General features: G+C 37.5%; 33 protein-coding genes. 31 read left to right on the forward strand and 2 right to left on the reverse strand.

The genetic code is table 11. The annotated features are described in order from the left end of the window. Positions 1–33: 33 nt before the first annotated feature. From AAGS61_RS02940 to AAGS61_RS03065, 26 genes are all read left to right on the forward strand, one after another. Positions 34–615: a hypothetical protein gene (locus AAGS61_RS02940; RefSeq protein WP_391367070.1), complete on the forward strand. Its 582-nt coding sequence runs from the start codon at positions 34–36 to the stop codon at positions 613–615. After that, positions 612–827, forward strand: a complete 216-nt coding sequence (locus AAGS61_RS02945; protein WP_391367071.1) for a hypothetical protein — start codon at positions 612–614, stop codon at positions 825–827. The genes AAGS61_RS02940 and AAGS61_RS02945 overlap by 4 nt, the downstream gene beginning before the upstream one ends. Before the next feature lie 314 nt (positions 828–1,141). Further along, the gene (locus AAGS61_RS02950) at positions 1,142–1,522 is read left to right on the forward strand and encodes an HNH endonuclease (RefSeq protein WP_391367073.1); all 381 of its coding nucleotides are present in this window, start codon (positions 1,142–1,144) and stop codon (positions 1,520–1,522) included. A gap of 124 nt (positions 1,523–1,646) precedes the next feature. Further along, positions 1,647–2,168 (forward strand): phage terminase small subunit P27 family, encoded by a 522-nt coding sequence (locus tag AAGS61_RS02955; protein WP_391367075.1) that lies wholly within the window; start codon positions 1,647–1,649, stop codon positions 2,166–2,168. After that, positions 2,165–3,868, forward strand: coding sequence for a terminase large subunit (locus AAGS61_RS02960; RefSeq protein WP_391367077.1), 1,704 nt, complete (start codon positions 2,165–2,167; stop codon positions 3,866–3,868). The genes AAGS61_RS02955 and AAGS61_RS02960 overlap by 4 nt, the downstream gene beginning before the upstream one ends. 15 nt (positions 3,869–3,883) lie before the next feature. Next, positions 3,884–5,113, forward strand: coding sequence for a phage portal protein (locus AAGS61_RS02965; RefSeq protein ID WP_391367079.1), 1,230 nt, complete (start codon positions 3,884–3,886; stop codon positions 5,111–5,113). After that, on the forward strand, positions 5,110–5,871 hold the full coding sequence (locus AAGS61_RS02970; protein WP_391367081.1) for a head maturation protease, ClpP-related: 762 nt from the start codon (positions 5,110–5,112) through the stop codon (positions 5,869–5,871). Before AAGS61_RS02965 ends, AAGS61_RS02970 begins: the two co-directional genes overlap by 4 nt. Positions 5,872–5,947: 76 nt before the next feature. Then, on the forward strand, positions 5,948–7,144 hold the full coding sequence (locus AAGS61_RS02975) for a phage major capsid protein (protein WP_391367317.1): 1,197 nt from the start codon (positions 5,948–5,950) through the stop codon (positions 7,142–7,144). A 48-nt stretch (positions 7,145–7,192) separates the two neighbouring features. Continuing rightward, positions 7,193–7,432 carry a hypothetical protein gene (locus AAGS61_RS02980; protein WP_391367082.1) on the forward strand — a complete coding sequence of 80 codons (240 nt, stop codon included), beginning with the start codon at positions 7,193–7,195 and terminating at the stop codon, positions 7,430–7,432. Further along, a complete protein-coding gene (locus AAGS61_RS02985) occupies positions 7,429–7,749 on the forward strand; it encodes a head-tail connector protein (protein WP_391367084.1) in 321 nt (106 codons plus the stop codon). The genes AAGS61_RS02980 and AAGS61_RS02985 overlap by 4 nt, the downstream gene beginning before the upstream one ends. Next, positions 7,727–8,062 (forward strand): phage head closure protein, encoded by a 336-nt coding sequence (locus AAGS61_RS02990; RefSeq protein WP_391367086.1) that lies wholly within the window; start codon positions 7,727–7,729, stop codon positions 8,060–8,062. Before AAGS61_RS02985 ends, AAGS61_RS02990 begins: the two co-directional genes overlap by 23 nt. After that, positions 8,063–8,485, forward strand: coding sequence for an HK97-gp10 family putative phage morphogenesis protein (locus tag AAGS61_RS02995; protein ID WP_391367088.1), 423 nt, complete (start codon positions 8,063–8,065; stop codon positions 8,483–8,485). Beyond that, on the forward strand, positions 8,482–8,826 hold the full coding sequence (locus AAGS61_RS03000; RefSeq protein WP_391367090.1) for a hypothetical protein: 345 nt from the start codon (positions 8,482–8,484) through the stop codon (positions 8,824–8,826). Before AAGS61_RS02995 ends, AAGS61_RS03000 begins: the two co-directional genes overlap by 4 nt. Positions 8,827–9,006: 180 nt before the next feature. Next, entirely contained in the window at positions 9,007–9,585 is a 579-nt protein-coding gene (locus tag AAGS61_RS03005; RefSeq protein ID WP_391367092.1) for a major tail protein, read from the forward strand. A gap of 74 nt (positions 9,586–9,659) precedes the next feature. Further along, a complete protein-coding gene (gene gpG, locus AAGS61_RS03010) occupies positions 9,660–9,977 on the forward strand; it encodes a phage tail assembly chaperone G (protein ID WP_391367094.1) in 318 nt (105 codons plus the stop codon). Positions 9,978–10,174: 197 nt separating this feature from the next. Continuing rightward, positions 10,175–14,665: a phage tail tape measure protein gene (locus tag AAGS61_RS03015; protein ID WP_391367095.1), complete on the forward strand. Its 4,491-nt coding sequence runs from the start codon at positions 10,175–10,177 to the stop codon at positions 14,663–14,665. Further along, positions 14,662–15,525 (forward strand): phage tail family protein, encoded by an 864-nt coding sequence (locus tag AAGS61_RS03020; protein ID WP_391367097.1) that lies wholly within the window; start codon positions 14,662–14,664, stop codon positions 15,523–15,525. The genes AAGS61_RS03015 and AAGS61_RS03020 overlap by 4 nt, the downstream gene beginning before the upstream one ends. A 15-nt stretch (positions 15,526–15,540) precedes the next feature. Further along, positions 15,541–17,115 carry a pyocin knob domain-containing protein gene (locus tag AAGS61_RS03025; RefSeq protein ID WP_391367099.1) on the forward strand — a complete coding sequence of 525 codons (1,575 nt, stop codon included), beginning with the start codon at positions 15,541–15,543 and terminating at the stop codon, positions 17,113–17,115. Between the two features lie 17 nt (positions 17,116–17,132). Then, positions 17,133–17,414: a hypothetical protein gene (locus AAGS61_RS03030; protein ID WP_391367100.1), complete on the forward strand. Its 282-nt coding sequence runs from the start codon at positions 17,133–17,135 to the stop codon at positions 17,412–17,414. Further along, positions 17,414–17,572 (forward strand): hypothetical protein, encoded by a 159-nt coding sequence (locus tag AAGS61_RS03035; RefSeq protein ID WP_391367102.1) that lies wholly within the window; start codon positions 17,414–17,416, stop codon positions 17,570–17,572. Before AAGS61_RS03030 ends, AAGS61_RS03035 begins: the two co-directional genes overlap by 1 nt. Position 17,573: 1 nt before the next feature. Next, positions 17,574–18,722: a siphovirus ReqiPepy6 Gp37-like family protein gene (locus AAGS61_RS03040; RefSeq protein WP_391367103.1), complete on the forward strand. Its 1,149-nt coding sequence runs from the start codon at positions 17,574–17,576 to the stop codon at positions 18,720–18,722. 87 nt (positions 18,723–18,809) lie between these two features. Further along, positions 18,810–19,484: a hypothetical protein gene (locus AAGS61_RS03045; protein ID WP_391367105.1), complete on the forward strand. Its 675-nt coding sequence runs from the start codon at positions 18,810–18,812 to the stop codon at positions 19,482–19,484. A gap of 65 nt (positions 19,485–19,549) precedes the next feature. Next, positions 19,550–19,978: a phage holin family protein gene (locus AAGS61_RS03050; protein ID WP_391367107.1), complete on the forward strand. Its 429-nt coding sequence runs from the start codon at positions 19,550–19,552 to the stop codon at positions 19,976–19,978. Beyond that, positions 19,975–20,697 (forward strand): M15 family metallopeptidase, encoded by a 723-nt coding sequence (locus AAGS61_RS03055; protein ID WP_391367109.1) that lies wholly within the window; start codon positions 19,975–19,977, stop codon positions 20,695–20,697. The genes AAGS61_RS03050 and AAGS61_RS03055 overlap by 4 nt, the downstream gene beginning before the upstream one ends. A 302-nt stretch (positions 20,698–20,999) precedes the next feature. Further along, positions 21,000–21,554 carry a hypothetical protein gene (locus tag AAGS61_RS03060; RefSeq protein ID WP_391367111.1) on the forward strand — a complete coding sequence of 185 codons (555 nt, stop codon included), beginning with the start codon at positions 21,000–21,002 and terminating at the stop codon, positions 21,552–21,554. Positions 21,555–21,959: 405 nt separating this feature from the next. Continuing rightward, on the forward strand, positions 21,960–22,193 hold the full coding sequence (locus AAGS61_RS03065) for a hypothetical protein (RefSeq protein ID WP_391367113.1): 234 nt from the start codon (positions 21,960–21,962) through the stop codon (positions 22,191–22,193). A 60-nt stretch (positions 22,194–22,253) separates the two neighbouring features. On the opposite strand, the gene AAGS61_RS03070 is transcribed toward AAGS61_RS03065, so the two are convergent. Both AAGS61_RS03070 and AAGS61_RS03075 read right to left on the reverse strand, forming a co-directional pair. After that, positions 22,254–22,970 carry an Ltp family lipoprotein gene (locus AAGS61_RS03070; RefSeq protein ID WP_425325065.1) on the reverse strand — a complete coding sequence of 239 codons (717 nt, stop codon included), beginning with the start codon at positions 22,968–22,970 and terminating at the stop codon, positions 22,254–22,256. A gap of 67 nt (positions 22,971–23,037) precedes the next feature. After that, positions 23,038–23,259: a helix-turn-helix domain-containing protein gene (locus AAGS61_RS03075; protein ID WP_391367115.1), complete on the reverse strand. Its 222-nt coding sequence runs from the start codon at positions 23,257–23,259 to the stop codon at positions 23,038–23,040. A gap of 174 nt (positions 23,260–23,433) precedes the next feature. Here AAGS61_RS03075 and AAGS61_RS03080 point away from each other — a divergent pair, with 174 nt between their 5' ends. The 5 genes from AAGS61_RS03080 (at position 23,434) to AAGS61_RS03100 (ending at position 25,550) form a co-directional block, all read left to right on the forward strand. After that, the gene (locus AAGS61_RS03080) at positions 23,434–23,697 is read left to right on the forward strand and encodes a hypothetical protein (RefSeq protein WP_391367117.1); all 264 of its coding nucleotides are present in this window, start codon (positions 23,434–23,436) and stop codon (positions 23,695–23,697) included. 77 nt (positions 23,698–23,774) lie between these two features. Further along, positions 23,775–24,029, forward strand: coding sequence for a hypothetical protein (locus AAGS61_RS03085; protein WP_391367118.1), 255 nt, complete (start codon positions 23,775–23,777; stop codon positions 24,027–24,029). Between the two features lie 75 nt (positions 24,030–24,104). Continuing rightward, positions 24,105–24,308 carry a hypothetical protein gene (locus tag AAGS61_RS03090; RefSeq protein WP_391367120.1) on the forward strand — a complete coding sequence of 68 codons (204 nt, stop codon included), beginning with the start codon at positions 24,105–24,107 and terminating at the stop codon, positions 24,306–24,308. A 74-nt stretch (positions 24,309–24,382) separates the two neighbouring features. Then, the gene (locus AAGS61_RS03095; protein ID WP_391367122.1) at positions 24,383–24,625 is read left to right on the forward strand and encodes a hypothetical protein; all 243 of its coding nucleotides are present in this window, start codon (positions 24,383–24,385) and stop codon (positions 24,623–24,625) included. A 31-nt stretch (positions 24,626–24,656) separates the two neighbouring features. Beyond that, positions 24,657–25,550 (forward strand): helix-turn-helix domain-containing protein, encoded by an 894-nt coding sequence (locus AAGS61_RS03100; protein WP_391367322.1) that lies wholly within the window; start codon positions 24,657–24,659, stop codon positions 25,548–25,550.

The raw sequence follows: 25,550 nt of genomic DNA on the forward strand, positions 1-25,550 counted from the left end.
AAGCAAATCATTATAAATTGTGGAGGATGAACAATGAATATTGCTTATCAATGTATGAATGATTCTTTCCATGTATTTAAAGGTAAAAATTTGGATGGTGTGTCTTGTCCTATTTGTGAGGCACCAGTTTTACTCAAGACTTTTGATGATCAAAAAGATAATGCTCTGCCTGAATATAAAGAATTAAAGAAACAGTACAGAAAAAAGTTTATACAAAGTGAATGCTTAAAATGCAAACATGTTCAACGAAATGAATGTAATAACAAAGCTATTGAAGTGTTTGTGTGTGTGAAATGTAATGGTGCTTCCATTGATACATGGGTAAAGAATATTAAATATCCTTCTAATCCTAAACTTAAATCTACAATCGCAATTGATTTAGGATTAGATGACAAAACTAAATTAAAGCTACGTGCAATTGCTCAACATACAGAGGCATTAGCTGATGAGTTGGATGCGATTGACAATGCATGGAAATGTGAATGTGGTTCGATTCATTATGAAGATAGTATTTTAAAAGAATGTTTTAGTGAAGAAGTAACATCTCATAAAAGAGAATGCCAAGAGTGTAACAAAGTTATTTCGATGCTTAATGAATTGGAGGGTACGGAATGACAGATAAAGAAGAATTGGGAATTAAAAGCCCGTCGAGATACTTCATGGAACAAAACACCTTAACAGACGAAGACATTATCAGCATTATTGAACGTGGTCAATTCCTTAATGCGAAACAAGGTATCAAATTAGGTAAGTTGATTGCGGCAGGTTTGGTTAAAGGTTTAACAGAGCCTATTGATTTACCAACTCGATTAGAAGGTAGTGAATAACATGGAACCAATTTATACAAAGTGTGACAAGTCATGTGAACAAAGCTTTCATGTAAAACATTTAAAGACAGACAAACTTCATAACAATATCGAGAAGACGTACTTCAACTGTCCTAATTGTGGATGTGAGTATGTCTGTTTTTATACAGACGATCAAATCAGACAACTTCAAAATGAGCAACAAAATATCAAAAAGAAGCTTAAACGAAAACGGATTAACATTTTCGAGAAAAACGGTTTAATGTTCAAATTGGATAAGTTGAACAAGGAAGTTAAAAAGTGTATGAGCTCACTTAAACAAGAGGTTGAACAGCATGAACCAAAAACCTTTACGTCCATGTAACAAACCTGGATGTGGAAACCTTACGCGAAAAGGATATTGCGAATCACATTCAAATACCAAATCCGAAAACAACCGCTACTACGATAAGTATCAACGAAATAAAAAGCACGATCGATTTTATCATTCAGCAGCTTGGATTAAATGTCGTGATTATATTCGTATTCGTGACACTGGTTTGTGCCAGCATTGTTTAGCCGATAAACGAATCACAGTCGGTGTCATTGTTGACCACATCATTCCGTTGTCCATCGACTGGTCAAAGCGATTGGAAGAAGACAACTTACAATTGCTATGCGGTGGTTGTCACAACAAGAAGACGAACGAGGATATACAGAAATACAGTAACAAATAGGGTAGCCCCCCTCCATTTTAATATAGAGAGGTCAATGCCCCTACACCGACTGCCCATTTCCCGTACAGAAAAATCCGTTTTTGAAAAAATTTTTTATATGAAAAATTGAAAGTGAGGTGATAGCATGGCAGGGAGAAATAAGCAGCCGTTACAAGTGATTATTGGAAAAGGTCGTTCAAATCATTTAACAAAAGATGAAATGAAAAGACGTCAAAATCATGAAGAAAAGATGCGCGGACCAACTGAAAATATTGTGCCTCCATCATATTTAACTGCAGCACAAAAGAAAGAATTTATGGAGCTTGCTGAAAAGTTAGTTGCATTAGATATTTTTAGTGAGTTGGATGTAGATGCGCTAGCACGTTATTTAGATTCAAAATACCAGTATTTACAACTGGTAAAAGAAATGCGGAAGATGAAGCCAACCATCACAATTGAAGATGAAGAAACTGGAAAGAAGACCGTGTTTGCAAATGATGATTATCCGAAACTTGCTCGAGTAAAGCGAGGGTTATTCAGTGAATGTCGTGCGGCTGCATCTGATCTAGGGCTAACTATCACATCTCGCTTAAAATTAGTTATTCCCACTCCTACAATTGCACAAGGCAGTAGCGAAGCAGAAAAACGCTTCGGTGGTAGGTTGTGAATTGGGTATTAGAGCGCGTCTTTAATTACTGCGATGATATTCTAAGCGGTCAAATTAATGCTTGTATAAAACATAAATGGGCAGTAAAACGCTTCTTAAAGGACTATGAGGATTGTCAAAATGATGACAGTCCTTTTTATTTTGATGAGGAAGTGGCCGAAGATTTTTATTGGTGGGCTCATGAATTTAAACATGTTGAAGGTGTATTAGCTGAACAAAATGTTGAATTAACTGACTTTCAGTTATTCATATCAGTTAATGTTTTTTGCTTTAAAAAGAAACGTAATGGAGCGCGTCGTTTCCGTAAAGTTTATATCCAGTTGGCCAGAAAAAATGCTAAATCGCAGTTTTTAGCGATTGTTGGTTCTTATATTGCTTTTTTAGGTAACGAAAAACAGCGTATGTACATTGCAGGTTGGCAAAAAGATCAATCGGATGAGGTATATGTCGCTGTTCGAGATGGGATTAATTCCAGTGAACTTTTAGACGGCAAATGGAAAGAAGCTTATGGGAAAATTGAAGTTTTTAAAAATGGCTCTGTCATTGTTCCACTGTCTCGAGAAACTCGTAAAACAGGTGATGGTAAAAACCCATCTGTTGGTATTGTCGATGAGTACCATAACCATTTAACATCCGAAATTTATGACGTACTTCAGTCGGGGATGGTAGCTCGTAAAGAGCCGTTAATGTTTGTTATTACAACAGCAGGTTTCGATTTGAGTAGACCATGTTTTGTTGAATACGAGTATGTTTCACGTATTTTGAATCCGGATGATGATACAGACAATGATGATTATTTTGCTATCGTCTGTGAGCTTGATCCTGGAGATGACATTAAGGACGAAAGCAACTGGATAAAAGCTAATCCGATTGTCGCTACTTATGAAGAAGGACTTGAATCAATTCGTTCAGATCTAAAAACGGCGCTTGATGTTCCAGAAAAAATGCGTGCTTTTTTAACGAAAACGATGAATGTGTGGGTGGATATGAAAGAAGGCGGCTTTATTCCAGCTAATAAGTGGAAGGCTTGTGAAATTGAAGAGTTTGATATGAATGGGCGAGATGTTTATATAGGTGTCGATTTATCCAAGAAAATTGACTTAACTTCAGTAGGCTATGTATTCCCAACAGATTACGGTTTTCATGTTGGGCAACATTCATTTATGCCACAGGATACATTGAACGAAAGACGCACAAAAGATAAAGTACCGTATGATTTATGGGTAGAAGAAGGCTGGATGGATGTAACTCATGGTGCTGTAGTCGATTATGCATACGTCGAACAATGGATAATGAATTTTATCAACGATTATGAATTAAATGTTATCCTCTTCTGCTATGACCCGTACGGAGCTACGCAATTCGCGCAAAATATGGAAAATTACGGGCTCATCACTGTAGAGGTTCGGCAAGGTTTTCAAACTTTATCGGAGCCTACCAAGGATTTTCGTGATTATGTTTATGAAAGTAGTGGAGAGTATAAAAAGATTACTCATACGGGTGACAAAGTATTGTCCTGGGCTGTAGGGAATGCGATTGCTGAAATGGCGGGTAATGAAAGTATTAAGCTTTCAAAATCGAAATCGAGGGAACGTATTGACCCAATAGCAGCTATTATTACAGCATTTGTACAAGCACGGCACGCAACCGTAGAAAGTGGTGACGGAAACATCGGCTTCGTTTCAATTCACGATTTATAAGAGGGAGGTGAGAAATTGAAAATATGGCGGCGTACTAAACAAGCAGTCTATGCAGCGTATGCGAGTTGGAAAGGGCCGACATACGACTTTAGTAATTGGTTTGGACGAACCTTTTGGGGCATTGATAACAGCCAATTAGCAACAAATGAAACAATTTTTAGTGTTATTACTCGTTTAGCCAACACACTATCAACGCTACCAATTAAATTACATCAGAATTATGATGTCGTGATGAATCGTGCAGCTGACGTTTTGATTAATGAGCCGAATCAAAATATGAGTTCGTTCGATTTTATAAATGCATTAGAAGTGAGTCGTAATGAGCACGGGAATGGGTACGCGGTTATTCTTCGCGACATTCAAATGCAACCGATGGAAATTATTCCTTTGGATCCGTCATGTGTTACTGAATTTATCAATAAAGATGACAGCTCTTTGTGGTACGAAGTTCGTGGAGAATCAAAAACAATGTATGTTCACAACATTGATATGATTCATGTTAAACATATTCGTGGTCCCAATCGATTGCGCGGTTTAAGTCCATTGAAAGTATTAGCTAATACAATCAAGTATGATAAGGCAGTACAAGAATTCTCTCTTTCTGAAATGGAGAAAAAAGAATCCTTCATTTTGAAATATGCGGCTAACGTGGATAAAGACAAAAAAGATCGTATTATTAATGACTTCAGACGTTTTTATGCTGAAAATGGCGGTATTTTGTTCCAAGAGCCGGGTGTCGAGATAAATGATCTTGAAAAAAAATACTTTGCTTCAGATACGTTAGCATCCGAGAAGATTACTCGTTCTCGTGTTGCTAACGTTTTTAATGTTCCAGTTTCTTTTTTAAATGAAACAGATGGTGGTACTTTCGGGAGCAATGAACAAGAGATGATTCGTTTTGTCCAGATGACTTTATCGCCGATTGTACGACAATATGAACATGAATTTAACCGAAAAATGCTCACAAAAACTGATAGAACAGCAGGAAAGTACTTTAAGTTTAACCTTGGAGGGCTTTTACGTGGTGATACTGCTGCACGTACTGCACTTTATCAAACGATGTTACGATCAGCTGGAATGAAACCAAATGAGGTCCGAGCACTTGAAGATTTACCACCGGACAAATCTGAAATGGCAAACACGTTATGGATTAGTGGTGATTTATATCCAATCGATTTACCGATTAGCGAAAGAAAATCAGCTTCTGCTACTTCATCAACTGTGGAAGGAGGTGGAAAAGAGTGAACAATAAACAGAATAAATTTTGGGAAATGAAAGCGTCTGCTGATGAAAAATCTGCAGATCTTTTTATTTATGGCGCTATTGTCAGTGGATATAAATGGAGAGATGAAGATGTAACACTTACAGATTTTCAAAAAGCATTAGATGATTTATTGCCATCTGTAAAAACGTTGAACATGTATGTGAACAGTCCTGGGGGTTCGGTATTTACAGCAATTGCTATGATGAATCAATTGGAGAGAAAGAAAGGTCAATTAACTATCAATGCTTATGTGGATGGTGTAGCAGCTAGTGCGGCGTCCTTTTTAATCATGAAGGCAGATAATATTTTCATGTACGAAAATACTTTCTTAATGATTCATAAGCCAATGATAACACTGTGGAGTGCAAATGCTGTGGAGTGTCGAGAACAGGCTGATTGGCTAGACAAAACAGAATCTAGAACTTGTATTCCGGCTTATAAAAGCAAAGGTACAGAGCTTTTGACAGATGAAAAAATCAAGGAATTACTAGATGGCAAAGATAACTGGCTAGATGCAGAAGAAGCCTCTAAATACTTTGACATCATAGTATTGGAAGAAGAAAAGGATGCTGTTGCTTGTGCGGATATGGAGTTGCTAAATAAATATCAAAATGTACCTAAGCAACTCTTAGAACCTGTTCAATCTATACCAGTAATGAGTGCAGAAGAAAAAGCGTTACGTAAAAAAATTCTTGCAGATTCGAAGGCGAATCTTACTTATTTAAACACTATTCTTTAATTACTAGGAGGTATTTTATATGAAAACTCAAACAAAAAAGCTTTTAAAATCTTTAGAACATAAAAATGCAATTAAAATGCTTTTACCATTAGACATTCAGTTTTTCTCTGACAAAACACTTTATGAGTTAAAGCAAGCGATGGCTACGATTGGGCAGCAATTAAAAAAGGTTGAAGGTGAACTTTCAGCAAAAGCCATTGATCCGTCTGCATCAATTGAAGATATTCAAGCGCAACAAAAATCTAAAGAAGATTTACAAGCTCGTTTTAATGTCATTAAGCAACAGCATGATGAACTGGAAGCGGAACAAAAAGCGAAATTTGCCCAACAACAAGCAATGAAACAAGCAACAATTGGGCATATCGAAGATCCACAGCAAAAAGTAATTGCTGCTAAAGCGGAATTATACCGTAACACAATTCGTAAACAACCTATCTCAGAAGAAGCTATGGCACTTTTAGATGACAGTACAACAGGTGGTAATAAATTTTTACCGAAAACAGTGTCGACTCAAATCATTACGGAACCAAAAGCTAAAAATCCGTTACGTGGCCATTCAATGCATACCCAAATTACGAACTTAGAAATTCCGAAATTAACGTATGTACTGGATGATGACGACTTTATTGAAGACGGTGCAACTGCAAAAGAGCTAAAATTAACTGGTGACACAGTGCAATTTGGTCGTCATAAATTCAAAGTAAAAGCAGAGGTATCTGAAACAGTTGTTAATGGTACAGATGTAGCTTTAGTGCAGTCTGTAGATGGCGCACTAGAATCTGGTGTCGCTGCAAAAGAACGTAAAGTAGCTTTTGCCACATCTCCGAAAGCAGGAGAGGAACACATGTCGTTCTATCGTACAGCGACAGCGACATTACCAGAAATCGCTAAAGTACAAGGCGCAACACTATTTGATGCCGTGACAAATGCGATTGCAGATTTACATGAAGATTACCGTGAAAACGCAAAAGTTTTCATGCGATTCACTGATTATTTATCAATTATCAAAGATTTAGCTAACGGATCAGCAACACTGTTTACAGCTCCACCAGAACAAATCATTGGAAAGTCGGTTGTTTTCACTGACGCAGCTGTTAAACCGGTTGTTGGCGACTTTAATTATTCCCATTTCAACTACGATTTAAATGCGCTTTATGATACAGATAAGAATATTTCTACGGGTATGCATCAATTTGTTGTAACAGCTTGGTTTGACCACCAAATTAAATTGGCGTCTGCATTCCGTATCGCAGAAGTGACTCCTACTCCTTAATTTTTATGGAGCTAGGAGTTTTTATTTTATCGAAAGAAGGTGAATTAAGTGAGTCAGTACAAAGTGATTAATCGATTCCAAGAAAAAAATCATGACGGCCATGTTTATGAGGAAGGGAAACCTTATCCAGCTGAAGGTAAAAAGCTAGTTAAAGCACGCGCGGAATTTTTAACAAAAGTGCATGCAGAATATGGAGTAGCATTTTTAGAAGCAATTGAAGAACCTAAAAATGCAACTACAAAGCAATCAAATACGGAACCTTCCACAGATGGAGAGGGTGCTGAATGATGCCCCTGCTTGATGAGCTTAAAGAGTATTTGCGAATTGATGGAGATGATGAGGTTCAATCCATTTCCACTATTCTGCAAACGGCCATTCTGATATTAGAAAATGCCGGCGTCAAGCAACCATCGAATTATTACTTGATTGTTAATGACAAAGATGTTTTCGCAGAGCACCGTTTAGCAATTCTGACGCTCGCTACTCATTTGTACGAGAATCGCACAGTGATAACTAATCAAAAAAACGAATTACCTTATGGTCTGCAGACGATGATTTTGCAATTAAAGTGGGTGGATCCAGATGAATTATCAGCACAACAATAATGTAGGCAGGATGAATAAACGTGTAACCTTTTACAATCCACCAGGTCAAATCGTAAACGGCTGGCCAAGTGAAGATTGGGTGAAGCACATTACGGTGTGGGCAGAAGTGAAAACCCAAAAAGGTAATCGGCTCTTTAATTCAGATGCTACTCAATGGCAAGATAAAAAAATAATAGGTTGTCGTTATAGAAGCGATATTCATGCGAGAATGCGCGTTGAAATTAACGGGAAAATGCATGAAATGGAGTCTCCACCAATTAATGATGACGAGCGAAATCAATGGCTTACAATCATAGTGAAAGAGGTGTTGTAGGTGGAAGTACAATTTACCGGATTACAAGAGATTTTGCAATCACTGGGGAATTTAGCTCTGGAAGAGGAAGAAGAAAATAAAGCTTTGAACGCAGGAGCGAAAGTAGTGAAGAAAGCCGTGATTGAGGAAGCGCCAATAGATGCAAATAATCCAGTAGACAGTGGGACATTAAAAGAAAATATCCAGAACAGTCGTGCAAAAGATGGCGTAGCAACAATACACTCAGGCGGTGCTTATCACGCCCATTTAGTAGAGAATGGGCGAAGTGGTGGATCTGGAATTTTCACAAAAAACGGTAAACGGCAAAAGATTACATGGGGCCCTACTGCACCGAATCCTTTCTTCACACGTGGTTTTGAAAAAAGTAAAGATGAGGCGACGCAAGCAATGATCGATGAAATCAAGAAGGCGAAAAACTTATGATTGATATTTCAGCACATGTTACATCAATTTTGAATCCACTTGATCTGCCTGTTCTATTTAATATAGTACCGACAGGCTCTGATATACCGGATCAATACATTACTTTTTTAGAAATTACGGCCAATCCAGCATTAGAGGCGGCAGATAAAGAGTTTGAAACGAAACGACTCATTCAAGTCAATATTTGGTCAAAATCAGACTATTATCAGCTTGTTGAAGATGTTAAACGGTTGATGGAATCAGCAGGTTATGAACGAACATTTGAATATGATGTACCCAAGCAGGAAGGCGATTCGCACTTTAACAAAGTATTGCGATTCGTCTTTTTTGATGAATATTAATAGGGGGGATGGTGCGAAATGACTTTTTCGGAATGGATGTTAAAGAAATATGGCGTGAAAGTTACTAAGACACAGATGGTACTACCTACGCACTTTATTAAGTACAAAGAGTATTGCGAGGATAAAGGAATAAAAGAAGAATGGCATAAATAAGAAAACGAAAATTAGGAGGTCATGTAAATGGCTATTACACCGGTAAATGAAAAACCACAAAAAATTAGTTTGAAACGTATCCACTATGCAAAAATGACGGATGAATCAACTGAAACATGGGGGGCGGTTAAAACAATAACGATGCCGATTTCTTTAACACTTACGCCAAACTTTAGTGAAGCGCATTTAGATGCAGGAGATCGCGTGGTAGACCAGGAAGCACAGCTCGACTCGATTACAATTGCTGGCGAAACGGCCGATTTACCAAACGAAGTACAAGCAGATTGGTACGGTCATCAAATTTCGGATGACGGTGGCTTAATTACAAACGCTAATGACACACCGAATCCTATTGCTGTAGGGTTTGAATCAGGTTCAAAATTAGTTTGGCTATATAAAGCAAAATTTAAGCCAGGTGAAGAATCAAACAGCACACGTAAAAAAGGTGAAACAAATTACAAAACTTATCCATTCAGCGGAGAGGCTTTGCCACTAATAGAAGGTATTTTAAAGCATACAATTGATACACGTGATACAGGCGTAACTGAAACAGCAGAAACATTCTTTGCTGCTGTGAAGAAACCGACTGTCACACCAACACCTTAATTTTTAGAAGTCCTTTCGAGGGCTTCTTTTCTTTTTAAATAAACTAAGTGACTAACGAAAAGGATGGATGGAAAATGAAAATTACATTGCGAATTAAAGGCGAGGATAAAACGTTTGTGAATGATTATGTTCCTGCTCGATTATTACGAGAAGCGTTAAAAGTAAATGAGGATATGGCTAAAAATAAAGTCGATGGCACTCACAGCGTTGCTGATCAGCTCGATGAATTAGCGGAATTTGCTGTTAAAGCATTTAACTTTCAATTCACATTAGACGAGCTATGGGACGGTATTGAGCTGAAAAGATTCCAATCTGAATTATCAAGAGTGTTTAATGAAGTGCTAGGACTTGGGGGATTAGCATTAAAGGGGAACGAAGATGAGGGAAAGTAAGCGAATTAACAGCGTATCAAAGTATAAAGAATTTCTATCGTTCTTTGATGAAAGAAGGTCATAAACTTCATGAGATAGATCAGATGGATATTTGCTTTTTCTTTGAGCTTTTTGCAGAGGATGAAATGGAAGAAGTCACAGCTGATGATATAGATTGGCTGTGATTTTTATTTTGCTATAAAAGGCGGTGAGACAACATGACACAAGAAATCGGCTCACTTGCGGTCAGATTATCACTAGATGCAAATAACTTTAACGGTACCATATCGCAAGTGAATCAAAATATGCGCGCGATGGGGAGCGAATTACAGGCTATACGAGCGCATGGGCAGGAATATGAGCAGTCACTAGAAGGTATGAGGCGAAAGCAAGATGTATTGCAACGAACAACGGATGCAGCGTCATTAAAGTTGCAGGAACAACGCAGACGTTATGACGAGCTTGTTGCTAGTGGAAATGCGACAGAAGCTCAATTAGCAAGACAAGCCAATGCGGTTAACCAAGCCCAGGCACAATATACACGGTTGAATAGGGAATTGTTAGAAGTCACAGAAGCCATTGAAGATGCGACCAATCGATGGAAGCAAGCCGAGACAGCCATTAGTGGTTTCGGTGAGCGAGCGACAGCTGTTGGCGGGAAAATGAAAGACATTGGAGGCACACTTACAGCCAGTGTAACAGCCCCGTTGTTAGCATTTGGTGCTGGAGCGATAGCAGTAGCGACCCAATTTGATACAGCACAAGCAAAGATCCAGGGGCAACTAGGTATCACAGCTGAAGAGGCTCAAAAGCTATCTGATGTAGCGCAGTCTGTATGGAAAAAAGGTTTTGGCGAAGATATTGTCCAAGTCACATCCGATTTAGCGATATTAAAGCAATATCTAGGAGATGTAGGAGAAGAAGATTTATCCAATCTGTTAGAGTCTAGCTACACGTTGCAAGAATTATTCGGAGCTGAGATACAAGAGAGTGCTCGTACTGCATCTGTCATGATGAAAACTTTCGGTATTGACGGCCAACAGGCAATGGATTTAATCACGACAGGTTTCCAACGTGGAGGTGATTTTAGTGGTGAATTACTCGACACTTTACGTGAATATGCACCACAATTTAAGGCGCTTGGCTATGATGCTGAGGCATTTACAGCGATTTTAATTGCTGGTGCTGAATCTGGCGCATTCAACTTAGATAAATTAGGAGATGTGGCAAAGGAAAGTTTTTTACGTATCGGTGACGGTTCAAAAGCTAGCCGTGAAGCTTTATCGGATTTAGGTTTAGATTTTAAACAAATTGAAACAGATATCAACAGCGGTGGTGAGACAGCCAATAGCGCTTTTGCAGCTGTTGCATCTGCCATTGCTATGGTAAAAGATCCGGCAGAAAAATCAGCACTTGCGATTGCTTTAATGGGTACACCGATTGAAGATTTAGGACCAGAATTTCAAAACTTTTTCGCGAATGTTTCCACAGAATTAGAAGGTTTTGAGGGTGCTGCATCTAAAGCAAGCGAAACGCTACAGCAATCATTTGGCGAACGTTTACAGAGTACATGGCGAACTGCACAAGAAAGCCTTTTACCACTTGGGGAGACATTATTAGACATCGCAGAAGATTGGCTACCACGTATTTCAGCTGGCGTTGAAACTGCTACAGGATGGTTTAATGATCTATCACCATCGGCACAAAATGCAACATTAGCGATTGGCGGTATCGTTGCAATAGCTGGTCCAGCTGTTATGGGTATCGGTATGATTGCTAGTGGGATTGGTGCCATTTCAGGTGTGATTGCTCCCGTTGTAGGTGCTATCGGTGGATTTGGAGTAGCTGCAGGAACAGCAGGAGCTAGTGCGGGTGTCTTAGGAACAGCTATCGGTGTACTCTCTGGACCCATCGGTATAGCTGCAGTACTAGGTATAGCGGCAATTGGTACAGCGGCGGTTGTTACGGCAAAAGAGATGAGTGAATCGTCCATACAGATTGCCGATTGGTCAAAAGGTGTTTCAGAAGCTACAGCAGAGGCGGTCGGAGGGTTTGTAAAAATTTCTGATGATGTCGGTCAGTCATTAAGTCAGTTACATTTAACATCTACGACAATAACCGATGAGATGGCAGCTGAAATGACCTCAAAGTTTGATGCAATGCACGCTCAAATTGTGGAGGGTGCTAACACAAAACATGAAGAACAAATGGAAAGTTTGCGTGGCTTTTTTGCTAACTCTTCTGCATTGACGTCTGATGAGGAAGCCAAAATACTAGAAAAACGTCAGCAAGCTCACCAAACAGAACTTGAAATATTAGCAGCTAAAAACAAAATCGTTGCCGACATCATGCAAAAGGCATCTGACGAGAAACGAGAGCTCACTGATCATGAAAGAAAAGTAATTAACAATATCAACGAACAGATGAAAGAAGATGCTGTACGTGTTTTATCTGAATCGGAAGTCGAGCAAAAAGTCATCTTAGAAAAGATGAAAGCGGACGCTAGTGAGTTGTCTGCATTACAAGCAGCTGAAGTAGTTAAAAATGCCGTTAAGCAAAAAGAAAAAGTTGTGGAAGAAGCGAACAAGCAATACGAAGAAGCCATCGCCAATATCACACGTTTGAGAGATGAAACAGGTGATATAAGTGCAGAACAGGCTGAACGGATGATAGCCGAAGCACAAAAGTCGCGTGATACAACCATTAAATACGCTGAGGAAATGCATGAAAATATTGTTTCAGAAGCAAAGGCACAAGCGGGTGAACACGTTGACCAGGTTAATTGGGAAACTGGCGAAGTGAAATCGAAGTGGGAAGTCATGAAAACAGACGTATCCCAAAAAATGAAGAAACTTGGTTCGGATATTAAGCGTGATTGGACCCAAGCCTATAACGATGCAAGAAAATCTGTATCGGATATGAAAGATTCTGTTACCTCGAAATTTACAGAAATGCGCACTTCCGTTGAAACAAAAATGACTGAAGTAAAAACGAAAATCAAGACAAAGTGGAATGAAGCTGAGACTTTCCTTACTTCTATTGATTTAAAAGCGATTGGTAAAGATATCGTACAAGGACTGGTTAACGGTATTAATGAAAAAATCGATGGCGTTGTCACAGCTGCAAAAAATCTAGGTCGAACTGTTATTGATAGTGTATCGAATGTTTTACAGCGTCGAAGCCCAGCACGTGAATTAATTTATATAGGACATGACGTTGGTGAAGGTTTAGCTATCGGTATTGAAGATAAAAAGACGCGTGTTGCAAACGTCATGAAAGATATGGCGAACAACCTTTTGGATATTTCAGACCATTATAAAGATGAAGAGAAGAAAATTACCGAAAAGGCGAATGCTCAAATTACTAAAATCGAAAAAAGAACACAAGAGGATATTGAAAAAATCCAACGTGCAGCTACATCTAAAAAGCGCCAATTAACACAAGATGAAAACTTAAAAATTCAACGACTTCAGGAAGATGCTGTAGCTAAGATAGCTGAAATTGAGAAGAAAGCCACGTATGATTCCGTAGCATTAATTGCAAAGGCGCAGAAAGATAAGCTAGAAGAAATCAAATTATTTATTCAAGATAAAAAGTCATTGGAAGAATTGACTCTTGTCGAAGAAGCACTTTTATGGCAACAATCATTAGATCAATTTGATATGTACACAAAAGAGCGTGTAGAAGCGCAGAAAGCTTATCAAGCAGCTGTTGATGCTATTAATAAAGAAATCACAACAATCAACACCAATTATTCTAATCAGATTCAAAAAATAAATGAGGACTTAATCAAGCAGGAAGAAACCTTAACAAAGGCTTACGCTGATGCAGTGGATAAACGAGCGCAGTCTCTTGTATCTTTTAAGGGGCTTTTTGATGCGTTCAAAGTGGAGATCGATGTAACTGGAGAACAGCTAATTGCGAATCTCGGTACGCAAGTAGAAGGATTCAAGGCGTGGCAAACAGAAGTTGAGAAGCTATCTGAGAGAGCTATTGATAAAGGGCTACTTGAAGAACTTCGCCAGATGGGCCCGAATGCGTTGCCACAATTAGTCGCATTAAATAAACTAACGGACCAACAGCTTCAACAATACAGTAATCTGTATCAAGAAAAGGCCAGATTAGCTCGCACACAAGCTGAAACTGAGCTGAAAGGCATGAAAGATGATACGGATAAGCAAATCACAGCGTTACGTGAGGCTGCTAACAAGCAATTAGTTCACTTACAGAGAGAGTGGCACGAAAAAATTAAGACTCTTACACAAACAACATCCACTGAATTATCATCGTTGCGACAAGTTGGTCGAGATGCTGGACAAGGTTTGCTCGAGGGACTATCAAGCATGCAAGGTCCTTTACAAGCAAAAGCACAATCCATTGCCGATAGTATCTCATCAACCATTAGATCTGCTTTACAGGTTCGAAGCCCAAGTCGTCTCACAAGGAAGATTGGTGTAAATGTTGGTGAAGGTTTAGTGCTCGGTATGGATGACATGGCTAGTAAGGTTGCGGGAGCTGCACAACGACTCGCATCCACTGTTGAGGGCAATGTAAGTGCAAGTTCTTCCACATCGATCAATAAGTCTCGTACCTATAATGGTGGAGAGACACATATTCACGTTTACGGGAATAATCCTTCACCGTCGGAAATAGCACGAAAGGCTCTACAAGTAGAAAGACAACGAGCAATGGAATGGGGGATAGCATGATTACGGAAAAAGTAACATTTACAAATTCACGAGGGCAGTCTATTGAATTATCAAATAGGCGCCCTTTTCTTTTGCAATCTGTGGAAGGCAAAGCGGATGTTGCAGCCAATATTCAAACGCAAACAGCCCCGTTTCAGGATGGTAGCACGTATATTGATAGCTTGTTACAAGCACGAGCGATGGCGCTTAATGTATCAATATTAGCGGATAGCCCAGAAGGATTAATTGAAAAACGACAGTTACTTGCATCTGTTTTTAATCCTAAGCTCGGTCCAGGAAAGCTTATTTATATGAAAGGGAATACTCAACGAGAAATTCAAGCAATTGTAGAGAATGTACCTGTTTTTGGCGTAGGTAGAGAAAATAACGGCATGCGATTCCAACGTACAATCATCAATTTATTATGCCCTTCGCCTTTCTGGGAGGACCTACTAGCCGAAAATTACAAGCTAGAAGATTTCGTCAGCAATTTCCGATTTTCATTCCATTTCCCTGTGCGATTTGCTACCAGGGGAGACTCTAAATTATTAATCAACAAGGGCGATGTACCAACTCCGATTAAAGTTGAATTTCGTGGTCCGGTAGTAAATCCGAAAATCACCAATTTAACTACAGGTGAATTTATAAAGGTCAACCGTGAGATTCCAACAGGTTATAAATTGATACTTGATACCTCATTCGGACATAAACGAGTAGAGATAGTAGGTCCTGATGGTGTGGTGCAAAATGCATTCCATTATATCGATTTAGCTTCAACATTTTTCTCATTAGATGTTGGTGAAACGAAATTTAGTTTTATCACAGAAGGCGGCAATCCAGAAGTATATGTAGAGTACAAACATCGCTATCTAAGCGTTTAGAAGGAAGTGAAATAAATGGCTGAACATTTTAGTTTTTTTGACCCTGTACAATTACCTGATGGCACATACGATCGTGAGTACAATGCTGAAAAATTTACAAAGTATTTTGGAGTGCTTGTTACAACAGGAGTTATGAAGGGCGTTGGCAATATGCTAGCTGTAAGTGCGAACGGCTCTAATATGGTCACTAGGATTGATACAGGTATCGCATTTGTAGAAGCTAAATATTACGAAAATGATAGCTTTTTAGAATTAACACATGACACGGAAACACTTGGTAAAAGTCGTATCGACCGTATTGTTGTACGGATGGATTTAAGTACAGAAGCAAGGTATGTGAGAGCCTTTATTAAAAAAGGTGTGTCTTCCACAAGTCCAGTTGCCCCGGCTTTAACACAAACTGCTAATATTTATGAAATTTCGTTAGCACAGGTGAAAATAGTTGGTGGTCAGACATTCATCGCAGCTAATGCCGTTACTGATGAGCGAGGTATTGACGTTATTTGTCCGTGGGCGGGTTCAAATATCTTACCTTCTTTTGACGATAATGCGTTAGCACAGCATATAAACAACCAACAAATACACGTTACTGAAGCACAGCAGAACTTTTGGAATGACCAATTAGTAACTAACACCAATGTTGTTCTCGGCGGTTCAGTAGATTTCAACACATTAGATTGGGGTTTTACATTTAAAATATACGATGTGTCTGGTGCTTTAAATGCACCACCGGAGGGTTACGGGGTTATAACGACATTTAGCACTAAAGATAATTCATGGGGTGTTCAAAAATTTTACGGCATGAGTACTGGCAACACTTATTATAGGACATATGCTGACGGTACTTGGAAACCATGGAGAATGTCAGGTTTCGCACAACAAACAGTAGTCAGTTGGAATAGTGTATATGGTCGCTTTCCAGAGTATTGTGCTATTATAACCGATTGGGATCTTGCTGTGCAAAATGGTAGATATATGGCGCAAGGCGCTTCAAATGCACCAAATGGCGAATGGTTTATGGGTATAGTGATATCACATAATGCAGAGTGGATTGTTCAAAAGGTAATACAATTTACAGGCATTTATGGGGAAAGAGAGTATGAGCGATGGAAGAAGAACGGCGTATGGGGTCCATGGACAGAAACATCCCCTAAATTACTTTTTCCATCTGTCAGTAACGGAAAAGCTACCGTTAATCAGGCGGTTACTGACATGGGGATATATACTGCGCCTGATGCCACTTTCCAAACCACTGCGAATAACATAAGAAACTTGAGCAACAGAGTTAGTGGGAATGGAATTGTATTATCATCTGGAATAACAGTAAGTAATCTTAATTTTAGACCGAGAATTGTATTAATTAAATTTTACAATGGTAGTAATCTTAATGGGGAAGGTATCTATGTTGAGGGCTGGTACAATGTGTCGGTGGATGTTTTCAATCCTTATCTATTTGATAATTCAGTTCAGAGATGGGGGAACTACGGTAATGTATTTACAGTAATGAGTAACGGTTTCTCACTTACGGGTGGGGTTACATCATCGCTATCTGCCGTAGGATCGCGATACGAATATGTTTGTATAAAATGAGTTTGGAGGATTATTTAATGGCTATTGGAATGCGTGTATATTATGATAACAATTCTAAAAAAATAATACATGTTTCCCCTGAGTATTCACAAGGCGAACCATTAGGCGAAGAAGATGTGCGATATTTTGACGTACCATATGGAAGTATTGACTTTAAGAGGTCAAAAATAATAGATTTCGATATAGAAAACAAAAAAATTATAGTCGAAGAGATATTAAGTGATGAAGAAAAGAAAATTAGAGAATTAGAAGACGCTTTGTTATTACAAACGGATTCTGAAATTGGGGGGATTTTATAATGGTGAATCAAGTGGTAGTACAGATTGCAGCAGGACGTATCATGAACAAGGGGCTTAATCCCAAAACAGGGCAAGTATACGTAATTGATGACATCACGAATCCTGACTACAGACAAGCTGTGGAGGACTATATTTTAGCTAACACAGAGGGCGTGTAAAATGAAAAAGCCCATTCGAATATTATCTCTCAACATGGACATCTTAGGTGAAATTGACAACTATGAATCCATGTTTTTTAATCGTTCCTGGCATGGCATCGGGGGCATCGAATTGCGTATTAACCGTTACAAAAAATACGCAGATACATTATTAAAAAATAACCTTATTCTTGTTGGAAGCGACTTGAATAAGGTTTTTATGATTAAGCATAGGGAAATTGAGCTCGATGAAAACGGCAAGATTACGGAGAACTGGCTCATTAAAGGCTATGCGCTCAAATCAATCGTTGCACAGCGTATTACTATGCCACCAATGCATACAGCTTATGATAATCGTAGCGGTAACGCTGAAACCGTGATGAAGCATTACGTGAATAACAATTTAGTCAATCCGACTGATCAAAGGCGCAAAATACCACAGTTAGTAATGGCGCCTGACTTACAGCGAGGTATTCACACTGTCTATTCTTCGCGCTTTAAAAACGTAGCTGAAGAGATGTCTATAATGTCGCTCGCTAGTGGCTTAGGGTGGGACGTAACGCTCGATATTGAGAATAAAAAATGGGTATTTGATGTCATGGAAGGGCGACATTTAGTAGCTGGTCAGTCGGTGAATCCACCGGTTATATTCAGTCCACAGTTTGAAAGTTTGAAGTCATTACAATATGTACAGTCGGATTTGAATTATAAAAATGTAGCTATCGTTGCCGGGCAAGGTGAGGGGATAGATAGGCGTGTGATTGAAGTCGGCAACTATAGCGCCATCCATCGCCATGAAATCTTTATCGATGCACGGGACGTAGCTGAAACAGATGATAACGAGCAGCCATTACCAGTGGAGCAAATTATTCAATCTCTTACTGATCGTGGTCAACAACAATTAAATGAGTTACTTCAGGAAGAGTATTTAGAGGGGCAAATATTGACGAATAGTCCGTTTAAGTATCAAGTTGATTATGATTATGGTGATATTACCACGATTCAAAATGTTGATTGGGGCATTGCGATGGATGCTCGTATTACGGATATAAAAGAGGTGTATGAAACGGGTGGGTTTAGCATTGAGGCGACATTTGGTAATAGTAGACCTACTTTGATTCAGAAGATTAAGCAGGAACTTTCGCAGATTAGTGGGGAGGTTAGGAGGTAAAAGTAGCAGTAGCCATTTTTAATGATAAAAAGTTATTAAAGGTAGATTTCCTCCTTTGGTAGAATATTTTAGTGAGGAGGAGAGTATATGATAAAAAAAAATATTATTTCAGAAATAATTAAACCTAATATTTCAGGTGAAGAATTGTTTCAAGTTATTAAAAGTTTTGCTCAGGAGAGTACAAATTTTATACCTGTATTAAGTAGTTTAATGAATTGGGTAGATCACAGGAACTTTAAAATTAGAATTGAAGAACATGAAGAAAAAATAAAAAAGATTTTTCTTTCGATTCCTGAAGATAAATTTGAATTTATATTTACTAAAGTAACGCCATTAGTATTCGAGAAAATAATAAAAGATCATGAAGATGATAAAGTTGATTTGTTATTAAACGGATTTGAAAATTGTGTAGAAAATGATGTTACAGATTATGATGAAATATTATATTATTTCGATATGATTTCATCTTTACGAGTGTATGAGATTAAACGCTTGTTTAGTTATTATAACATTAATGAAGAGGAACCTGTTGAAATAATAAATCACACTTCAAAGGGAATGTTATTAAAAGCAGCAGACAGAAAATTAAATGATTTGAATTTGGTTAAATTTGGATCTAGTACAGATTGGCAATCTTTTGGAGATGGTTTAGATCATCTTAATATTTATAAAGAAGATGATGACCGATTAATAAGAAGTAAGATAGAAAAAACTTTTACAGGCAATAAATTAATAGAATTTATTGGATATAGTAATATCTAGCCTTTTAATGCCTACTAGAATTAATTTTAGTAGGCATTTTATTACGTGAATAAAGGAGCTATAGCATGGAGCAATTAGCAAAAAACATTATAGCAGGTATCACTTCGGTTTTTACCTACTTTTTCGGGGGATGGTCAATTTTATTGACATCCCTTTTAATTTTGAATGTATTAGACTTTGCATTAGGCATTTTATCAAGTGACGAAAAAATCAATTCAAAACGTCTTACGCAAGGTGGTACGAAAAAAGGCATCATGTGGATGTGGATTTTAGTTGCGAATTTAGTATATATGGTGCTAAATCACATGGGATATGATATCGGTGTCTCTATAGCAAACTGGGTAACTTTATACTTCATTCTGACAGAAGTAATTTCATTAGAAGAAAATAGCGCAAAACTAGGCTCACCGATCCCTACACCGGTGAGTTTTTTAATTAACAAATTAAAAGATGTTGTAGAAACAAAATTTAAAGTGGAAGGTGATAAAAAATGACCTTCGCAATGATTTATGACAAACGGAATCGTGAAAATTTAAATAAGCTTGCGGATCACACTCGTGTTGCTGCTTACAAGTGGTATCAGTATTGCATCGATAAAAAATATCAAGTACTTATCTATGAGACGCTACGTGATAAAGCTACACAACAAAAATATGTGCAAGAGGGTAAGTCCCAGACCATGCGCTCGTATCATTTAGTTGGCCAAGCTTTGGATTTTGTGTTTGTAGATAATAACGGCAAAGCGCTTTGGTCTATCAATGCCTACGTAACAAAAATGGATGTCATTAATTATGCAAAAAAATGCGGCTTCACTTGGGGCGGTGATTGGGATAATGATGGTGATTGGCGAGATGAGACGTTTCTGGACTCACCACATTTACAATATGAGTACACAGGTTATGGCAAAGATACATTCGGCAAAATTAAAGGAAATGGAGATGTATTAACAGTGGATCAATTCAATATTTTAATGAGTAAGATTAACGCACAAAATGAGGAACTTGCTAAACTGAAGAAACAAGTTGCAACGAAAGCGGATGTAGAATCTGACGCTGAGGTGCACGAATCTCATAAAGTAGCGTGGGATTGGGCAATTGACGAGGGAATCATTAAGGGCAATGGCACAACACTAAATCCAAATGGAGCACTGACACGTCAGCAAATGGCGACGATGCTCAAACGTTATCATGATAAACATGTAGCCAATAAATAAACGAGAAGGACCAGCTAGGTTTAATCTCTTTGCTGGTCCTTTTTAGGTAAAAAGTAGGGCGTACCGACAGGCGGAATATCGGTGTCCGACAGATAAAATGTCGGTTGTAATATCGGTATAGGTACTGTTAGACTTAAGTTGACTCGAGCCAAGGGAATATTTCCCAAAAAATATGATTGTATGTACATATAAAAGTTTTAATAATATCAACAAGAATAGCTTAATTTTATGAAAAAAGTAGTGTTTTTGAATTCAATTCAAAGTTAATTGCATAAAAATATGTTTTAAAGGGGTTATTTCGTGTGAAAAAGAGGATACTTAATAAATTTATTATTTGTTTAACAGTAATTTTAACTGTATTTGCCTCAGGAATGAATCAATTTGCTCAAGCATCATCTCTTGATGAAATAGAGGATAGAAAGATTGTAGAAACAATAGAAGTAACTAATGAAGAATTACTAAAGACTTTAGAAGAACAAAATTTTGATCCAGAGCAGTTACAAATATTTAAAAATATAATTGAAGAAGAAAAATTAGCTCCTTCTTTAACTCCTTTCGCAGCAACACTTAGCGATACGCCAAACTTTATTCGTTATTATGATAATGGTACTTTTGAAATAGGTTTAAATAAAGAGTCATTACGATGGGCTGCTATAGGTGGAACAGCTGTACTTGTAGGAATACTTGCTGCTATACCTGTTGCAGGCGGAGTAATTTCTGGAGTTACAGGCACTATTTTGGGATATGCATCTGGTAGTATTTCAAAAGGATACTCATTTGTTTTTCGTCCTATATATAGTCATGGCATGGTAAGGTATGAACCTATTGGTGTTTACCCAATTGCAGGTTATGAATAAAAATATATATATATATATATTAACTGTCTTAATTTATTTTTTTATACTTATTGCAGTTACTGAATTGTTTGCTAATATTTATATTAGAGGTATTTTAACTTTTTTATTAATTTATTTAGTTTGGATTATTGCCTATGGAAGGAAAAGTAAATAAAGACAATTTTATTTCTCTCAAAAGCCAGTCTCGGAGATAAATAGAGAGGGCTATGGTTGTAGATTTTGGATAAAGTTTAATTATTAATATTAAAGATTGACGATTAAATTTAAACTGTATTATATTGTAAAAAGGTGAATTGGCTATTCATCTGAGTGCGTGAGAAGAGAGGGCGAGCAATCGCTCTCTTTTTTATTTTGTACAAGGGAAACTATAGAGAGTGTCGAACTAAACGGAAAGGAGGGATAATCGTGAAGAATATCGGAAAGAAATTAGAAATACTTAAAGCTATACATAACGTTTATATTGAAGAATTGGACCTGTCTGGTGGCGCTACGATTAAGTTACTAAAAGCTGGGATATTTAAAATTAGTGATATGGATTGGGATAGATTGCAGTACACTAAAGGTATTGGCAAAGCAACTATTTCTGAATTGTCAGCAGCAATCGAAAAAATGTATGCAGAAAATATTCCAGAAATTTAAAGTGATATGATGTGCAAAAATTAAAGCCTCCCACAAATAAAAATGTGGAAGGCTTTTTGTTTACTTTAAATTATCAATAGCGTATTGAGCTTCTTCTGGAGTGAATTTTTCCCCGTATTCTGAAATCAATTGATCATAAATAGCCGAATTTGACATATCCATCATTTCTGCGTATGATTGAGCTTTTTTCAATGCGTTTTCTTTCCAGTCAAAAACAATATTATCGATAGCGTATTGAGCAGCGTCTGCCGGGAAATTCTCTCCGTATTCCGATGTTAGTTGGTCGTAAATACCTGCCTTTGACATATGCATAGTTTTAGCATATGACTCTGCTTTTTTTAACGCTGACTTATGTTCTCTAGGGACACTTTCTTCTTTAGCCTTAGCTTCTGCTTGGGCTTTGGCTTCTGCATCTGCTTTTGCTTTAGCCTCTGCTTCCTCTTTAGTTTTCTGTTCAGCTAAAGCTTTTTCTTCAGCTTCTTTTGCTTCACGTGCAGCCTTTTCTTCCTCTGATTCTTCTTTTGGTTTTTCTTGTTCATCCTCCTGAGTAGAAGATGTTTCAATAATTTCTTCGTCTTTAACTGTCTCTGATGGCTCGGAAGTTGAAATAAACGCTACGAACGAAACTACCATAACAGCTAAAGAAATACCTGTGAATTTCAATTGCTTTTTACCTTTAATGCTATCCTTTTTAACAAATTGTAGAATCGCTAAAACAGCAAATACAAAAATTGCAATTAAGCTTAAACCCCAAATAATAAAAAATAAGCTATTCATAATATCCCTCCTTTTCACCATTTTAGGTAATAAATTGGTAATTGTACATAATAAAAAACAGACAACTTTATTTGTCGTCTGCTTCCTCTATTGTAGTGAATAATTCTCCGATATCTTTTACCTCTAAAGCTACCATGATTTTTTCCATAGCTTCTTTTGGGTACATCTTTATTTTGTTATTAACAATCTCACTGATCAAACGTGTGGTAAGTCCTGTTTTTTCAGCTAAATCTTTTTGACTCATATCACGCTCTGCTAGAAGTACTTTTAATCTCGATTTTAAATACATTCCCACACCTACTCTCATACGAATTAGTTAATTAAATTATAAATCAATAAATAAAATTACGCAATTAGTAATTGACATTATGAATGAAGTAATTTACTATATGAGTAACAAAGTTATTTATAAAGTAATATTATTATTTTTAAGTAAATAATAATAACGAAAGGCGGAATTGGGATGAGAACAAAAGAAGAAAAACAATTAATGCAGTTACGCTACTTAATCAAAGAGTTTTATCCACATGCAAATGACATCTATTTGGATGAAGTGGAAGAAAGAATTTACTTCACAGATTTATATGACGGCTACGAAATGCAAGCACGTATAGATCGCGAGCAAGAAGAAGTGACGTTCCAATATCAACAAGGTGAAGATTGGTATTTAGCTGATACGGCATCGTTTGAAGAGGTTAATGAAGTCAACGAAGTCCCGATTTTTTAAAAACTGAACAGTTGGTATTAAGTCGATTAGTACCAGCGATTGAGTTTTTAAAAATTTACAAAGTGAGGTTATTCAAAATGATTAAAGTAAAAGTATTGTTTGTAGATGATTCTGGATTAAAGGATCGTGAGGAAGTGTTTTCTACAACAGATAAAAAAGAAGCTGCTCTAATGACAGTGGAGAAAATGACAATCAAAGAAATAAAATATCTGCTTAGCTTTGAATTTATGAAAACAAACAATGAACAAGAAGATTATTGTAAAATCTGCGGTACTTGTTTAACGGTTGACGATGACCACAAATTCTTATGTACAGAATGCGAAGCCATTTAAAAATTGAACAGGGAGCATCTTCGATTGGTGCTCTCGATTGAGTTTTTAAATATTAGTGAGGGAGGCGGAATTGAAATGAAGTTCAAAATCGGCCAATTAGTTCAAGTTAAAGCGGGTTTCGGTAGCAACGCAGGAGAGTTAAGAATCATCGTTGGTTATGAAGCAGATAAGCAAGTATACATTTCAAAGAAAGCTACCAAAAAAGGCAACATTGATAAACGTTCATCGGAATGGAATATGAAGTGTCCTGAAAGTCGGCTAGAAGAAGTGGAAATTTAAAAATTGAACAGGGAGCATCACCAACTGGTGCTCTCGATTGAGATTTTAAATTACGCGGAAAGTGAGGTGATTTTATGTCTATGAAATTTGTCAGTAGCAACAATCGTCTTCCTGTAGCGAAGCTTTTAACGGAACAAGAGTACGTGCAATTAATGGAAACATATGCAGCACATAATCGCTCAATGGGTTTATCGATGCGAGAGAAATATTCAATTGGCAACATCGTTAAAGTTAAGCGCGGTCAGAATGGTAATTTGCATGTGCATTATGCTGACGGGGAGTGGTGGCATTATACACCATCTCGTAATTGGTACTAATAACTAAATGGAAGAAAGCGAGGTGAAAACGATGGTATTTGAATACTTAGAGCAATATGTAACATTTGAATCAGTAGCAGATATGGACGTTGCAGTTGAACAGCATATTCAGCAACATTATTTCAATTTAACGGAATCAGAGCGTACCATCGTTTTCGCGCTTGCTAGCCGTTCTCTTATGTATCCAGGAGCTTCGCATCTAAAAGCAGAGACGATTGCGGATCAAGTTGGTGTATCGACTAAAACAGTTTATCGAGCAGTGAAGAAGTTGGTTGAGTTCCGCATCATCGAAAAGGTTGCTGGTACAAAATTAAACGGCATCAAAGGGGCTAGTATTTATTGCATTTTACCTTATGTCCCATCGAGCGTGTCTCAACGAGTGACAGTGGTTGAAGTCAACAACGACGAGGTTTGCCGACAACAATCCGAAAATCAACCATCTAATTCTTTTAATCTTTTAAGTTCTAAACAAGCAAGTAATAATTTATGTGATTTAGAAAATGAATTGGCTTTACAAGCAGAAAAGAAAAAAGAATACATGAATGAGTACCAGAAGCTGCTATTTGATTTCATGCATTCGTTGCCATTGGTAGATAAGTTGAAGGATGAATTACACAGAGTTGTGTTAGCTGTACAAGTAAATTCTGTAGAGGACTTTATCAAAGCTAAAAATGTTCTATTTAAAATTGCTATGGATATTAAAGAAGGTACTTTAACGGTATCGAGTACATTACGTGCTGTGTTTGTGGGCTCGTATAGAAAGGCTGTAGAACGTTTAAATAAGAAGGTAATCAACTCATCATCCGTGCAGGACAAAATGCACAGCGAGCGTCCAGTACCTTTCTATGATTGGTTAAATGAGCGCGAAAGCCATGCATCTGTTGTTAATAATCATTCACCAATTGAGAATTGGTTGACGTGGTAA

The sequence above is a fragment of the Lysinibacillus sp. KU-BSD001 genome (assembly GCF_042920265.1).
Classification (GTDB): Bacteria; Bacillota; Bacilli; order Bacillales_A; family Planococcaceae; genus Lysinibacillus_B.

Excerpts from the sequence above, each read along its gene's own strand:
- AAGS61_RS02940 (WP_391367070.1), top strand. The coding sequence starts at position 34 with ATGAATATTGCTTATCAATGTATGAATGATTCTTTCCATGTATTTAAA.
- AAGS61_RS02945 (WP_391367071.1), top strand. The coding sequence starts at position 612 with ATGACAGATAAAGAAGAATTGGGAATTAAAAGCCCGTCGAGATACTTC.
- AAGS61_RS02950 (WP_391367073.1), top strand. The coding sequence starts at position 1,142 with ATGAACCAAAAACCTTTACGTCCATGTAACAAACCTGGATGTGGAAAC.
- AAGS61_RS02955 (WP_391367075.1), top strand. The coding sequence starts at position 1,647 with ATGGCAGGGAGAAATAAGCAGCCGTTACAAGTGATTATTGGAAAAGGT.
- AAGS61_RS02975 (WP_391367317.1), top strand. The coding sequence starts at position 5,948 with ATGCTTTTACCATTAGACATTCAGTTTTTCTCTGACAAAACACTTTAT.
- AAGS61_RS02985 (WP_391367084.1), top strand. The coding sequence starts at position 7,429 with ATGATGCCCCTGCTTGATGAGCTTAAAGAGTATTTGCGAATTGATGGA.
- AAGS61_RS02990 (WP_391367086.1), top strand. The coding sequence starts at position 7,727 with ATGAATTATCAGCACAACAATAATGTAGGCAGGATGAATAAACGTGTA.
- AAGS61_RS03000 (WP_391367090.1), top strand. The coding sequence starts at position 8,482 with ATGATTGATATTTCAGCACATGTTACATCAATTTTGAATCCACTTGAT.
- AAGS61_RS03005 (WP_391367092.1), top strand. The coding sequence starts at position 9,007 with ATGGCTATTACACCGGTAAATGAAAAACCACAAAAAATTAGTTTGAAA.
- gpG (WP_391367094.1), top strand. The coding sequence starts at position 9,660 with ATGAAAATTACATTGCGAATTAAAGGCGAGGATAAAACGTTTGTGAAT.
- AAGS61_RS03015 (WP_391367095.1), top strand. The coding sequence starts at position 10,175 with ATGACACAAGAAATCGGCTCACTTGCGGTCAGATTATCACTAGATGCA.
- AAGS61_RS03020 (WP_391367097.1), top strand. The coding sequence starts at position 14,662 with ATGATTACGGAAAAAGTAACATTTACAAATTCACGAGGGCAGTCTATT.
- AAGS61_RS03025 (WP_391367099.1), top strand. The coding sequence starts at position 15,541 with ATGGCTGAACATTTTAGTTTTTTTGACCCTGTACAATTACCTGATGGC.
- AAGS61_RS03030 (WP_391367100.1), top strand. The coding sequence starts at position 17,133 with ATGGCTATTGGAATGCGTGTATATTATGATAACAATTCTAAAAAAATA.
- AAGS61_RS03035 (WP_391367102.1), top strand. The coding sequence starts at position 17,414 with ATGGTGAATCAAGTGGTAGTACAGATTGCAGCAGGACGTATCATGAAC.
- AAGS61_RS03040 (WP_391367103.1), top strand. The coding sequence starts at position 17,574 with ATGAAAAAGCCCATTCGAATATTATCTCTCAACATGGACATCTTAGGT.
- AAGS61_RS03045 (WP_391367105.1), top strand. The coding sequence starts at position 18,810 with ATGATAAAAAAAAATATTATTTCAGAAATAATTAAACCTAATATTTCA.
- AAGS61_RS03050 (WP_391367107.1), top strand. The coding sequence starts at position 19,550 with ATGGAGCAATTAGCAAAAAACATTATAGCAGGTATCACTTCGGTTTTT.
- AAGS61_RS03055 (WP_391367109.1), top strand. The coding sequence starts at position 19,975 with ATGACCTTCGCAATGATTTATGACAAACGGAATCGTGAAAATTTAAAT.
- AAGS61_RS03070 (WP_425325065.1), bottom strand. The coding sequence starts at position 22,970 with ATGAATAGCTTATTTTTTATTATTTGGGGTTTAAGCTTAATTGCAATT.
- AAGS61_RS03075 (WP_391367115.1), bottom strand. The coding sequence starts at position 23,259 with ATGTATTTAAAATCGAGATTAAAAGTACTTCTAGCAGAGCGTGATATG.
- AAGS61_RS03080 (WP_391367117.1), top strand. The coding sequence starts at position 23,434 with ATGAGAACAAAAGAAGAAAAACAATTAATGCAGTTACGCTACTTAATC.
- AAGS61_RS03085 (WP_391367118.1), top strand. The coding sequence starts at position 23,775 with ATGATTAAAGTAAAAGTATTGTTTGTAGATGATTCTGGATTAAAGGAT.
- AAGS61_RS03090 (WP_391367120.1), top strand. The coding sequence starts at position 24,105 with ATGAAGTTCAAAATCGGCCAATTAGTTCAAGTTAAAGCGGGTTTCGGT.
- AAGS61_RS03095 (WP_391367122.1), top strand. The coding sequence starts at position 24,383 with ATGTCTATGAAATTTGTCAGTAGCAACAATCGTCTTCCTGTAGCGAAG.
- AAGS61_RS03100 (WP_391367322.1), top strand. The coding sequence starts at position 24,657 with ATGGTATTTGAATACTTAGAGCAATATGTAACATTTGAATCAGTAGCA.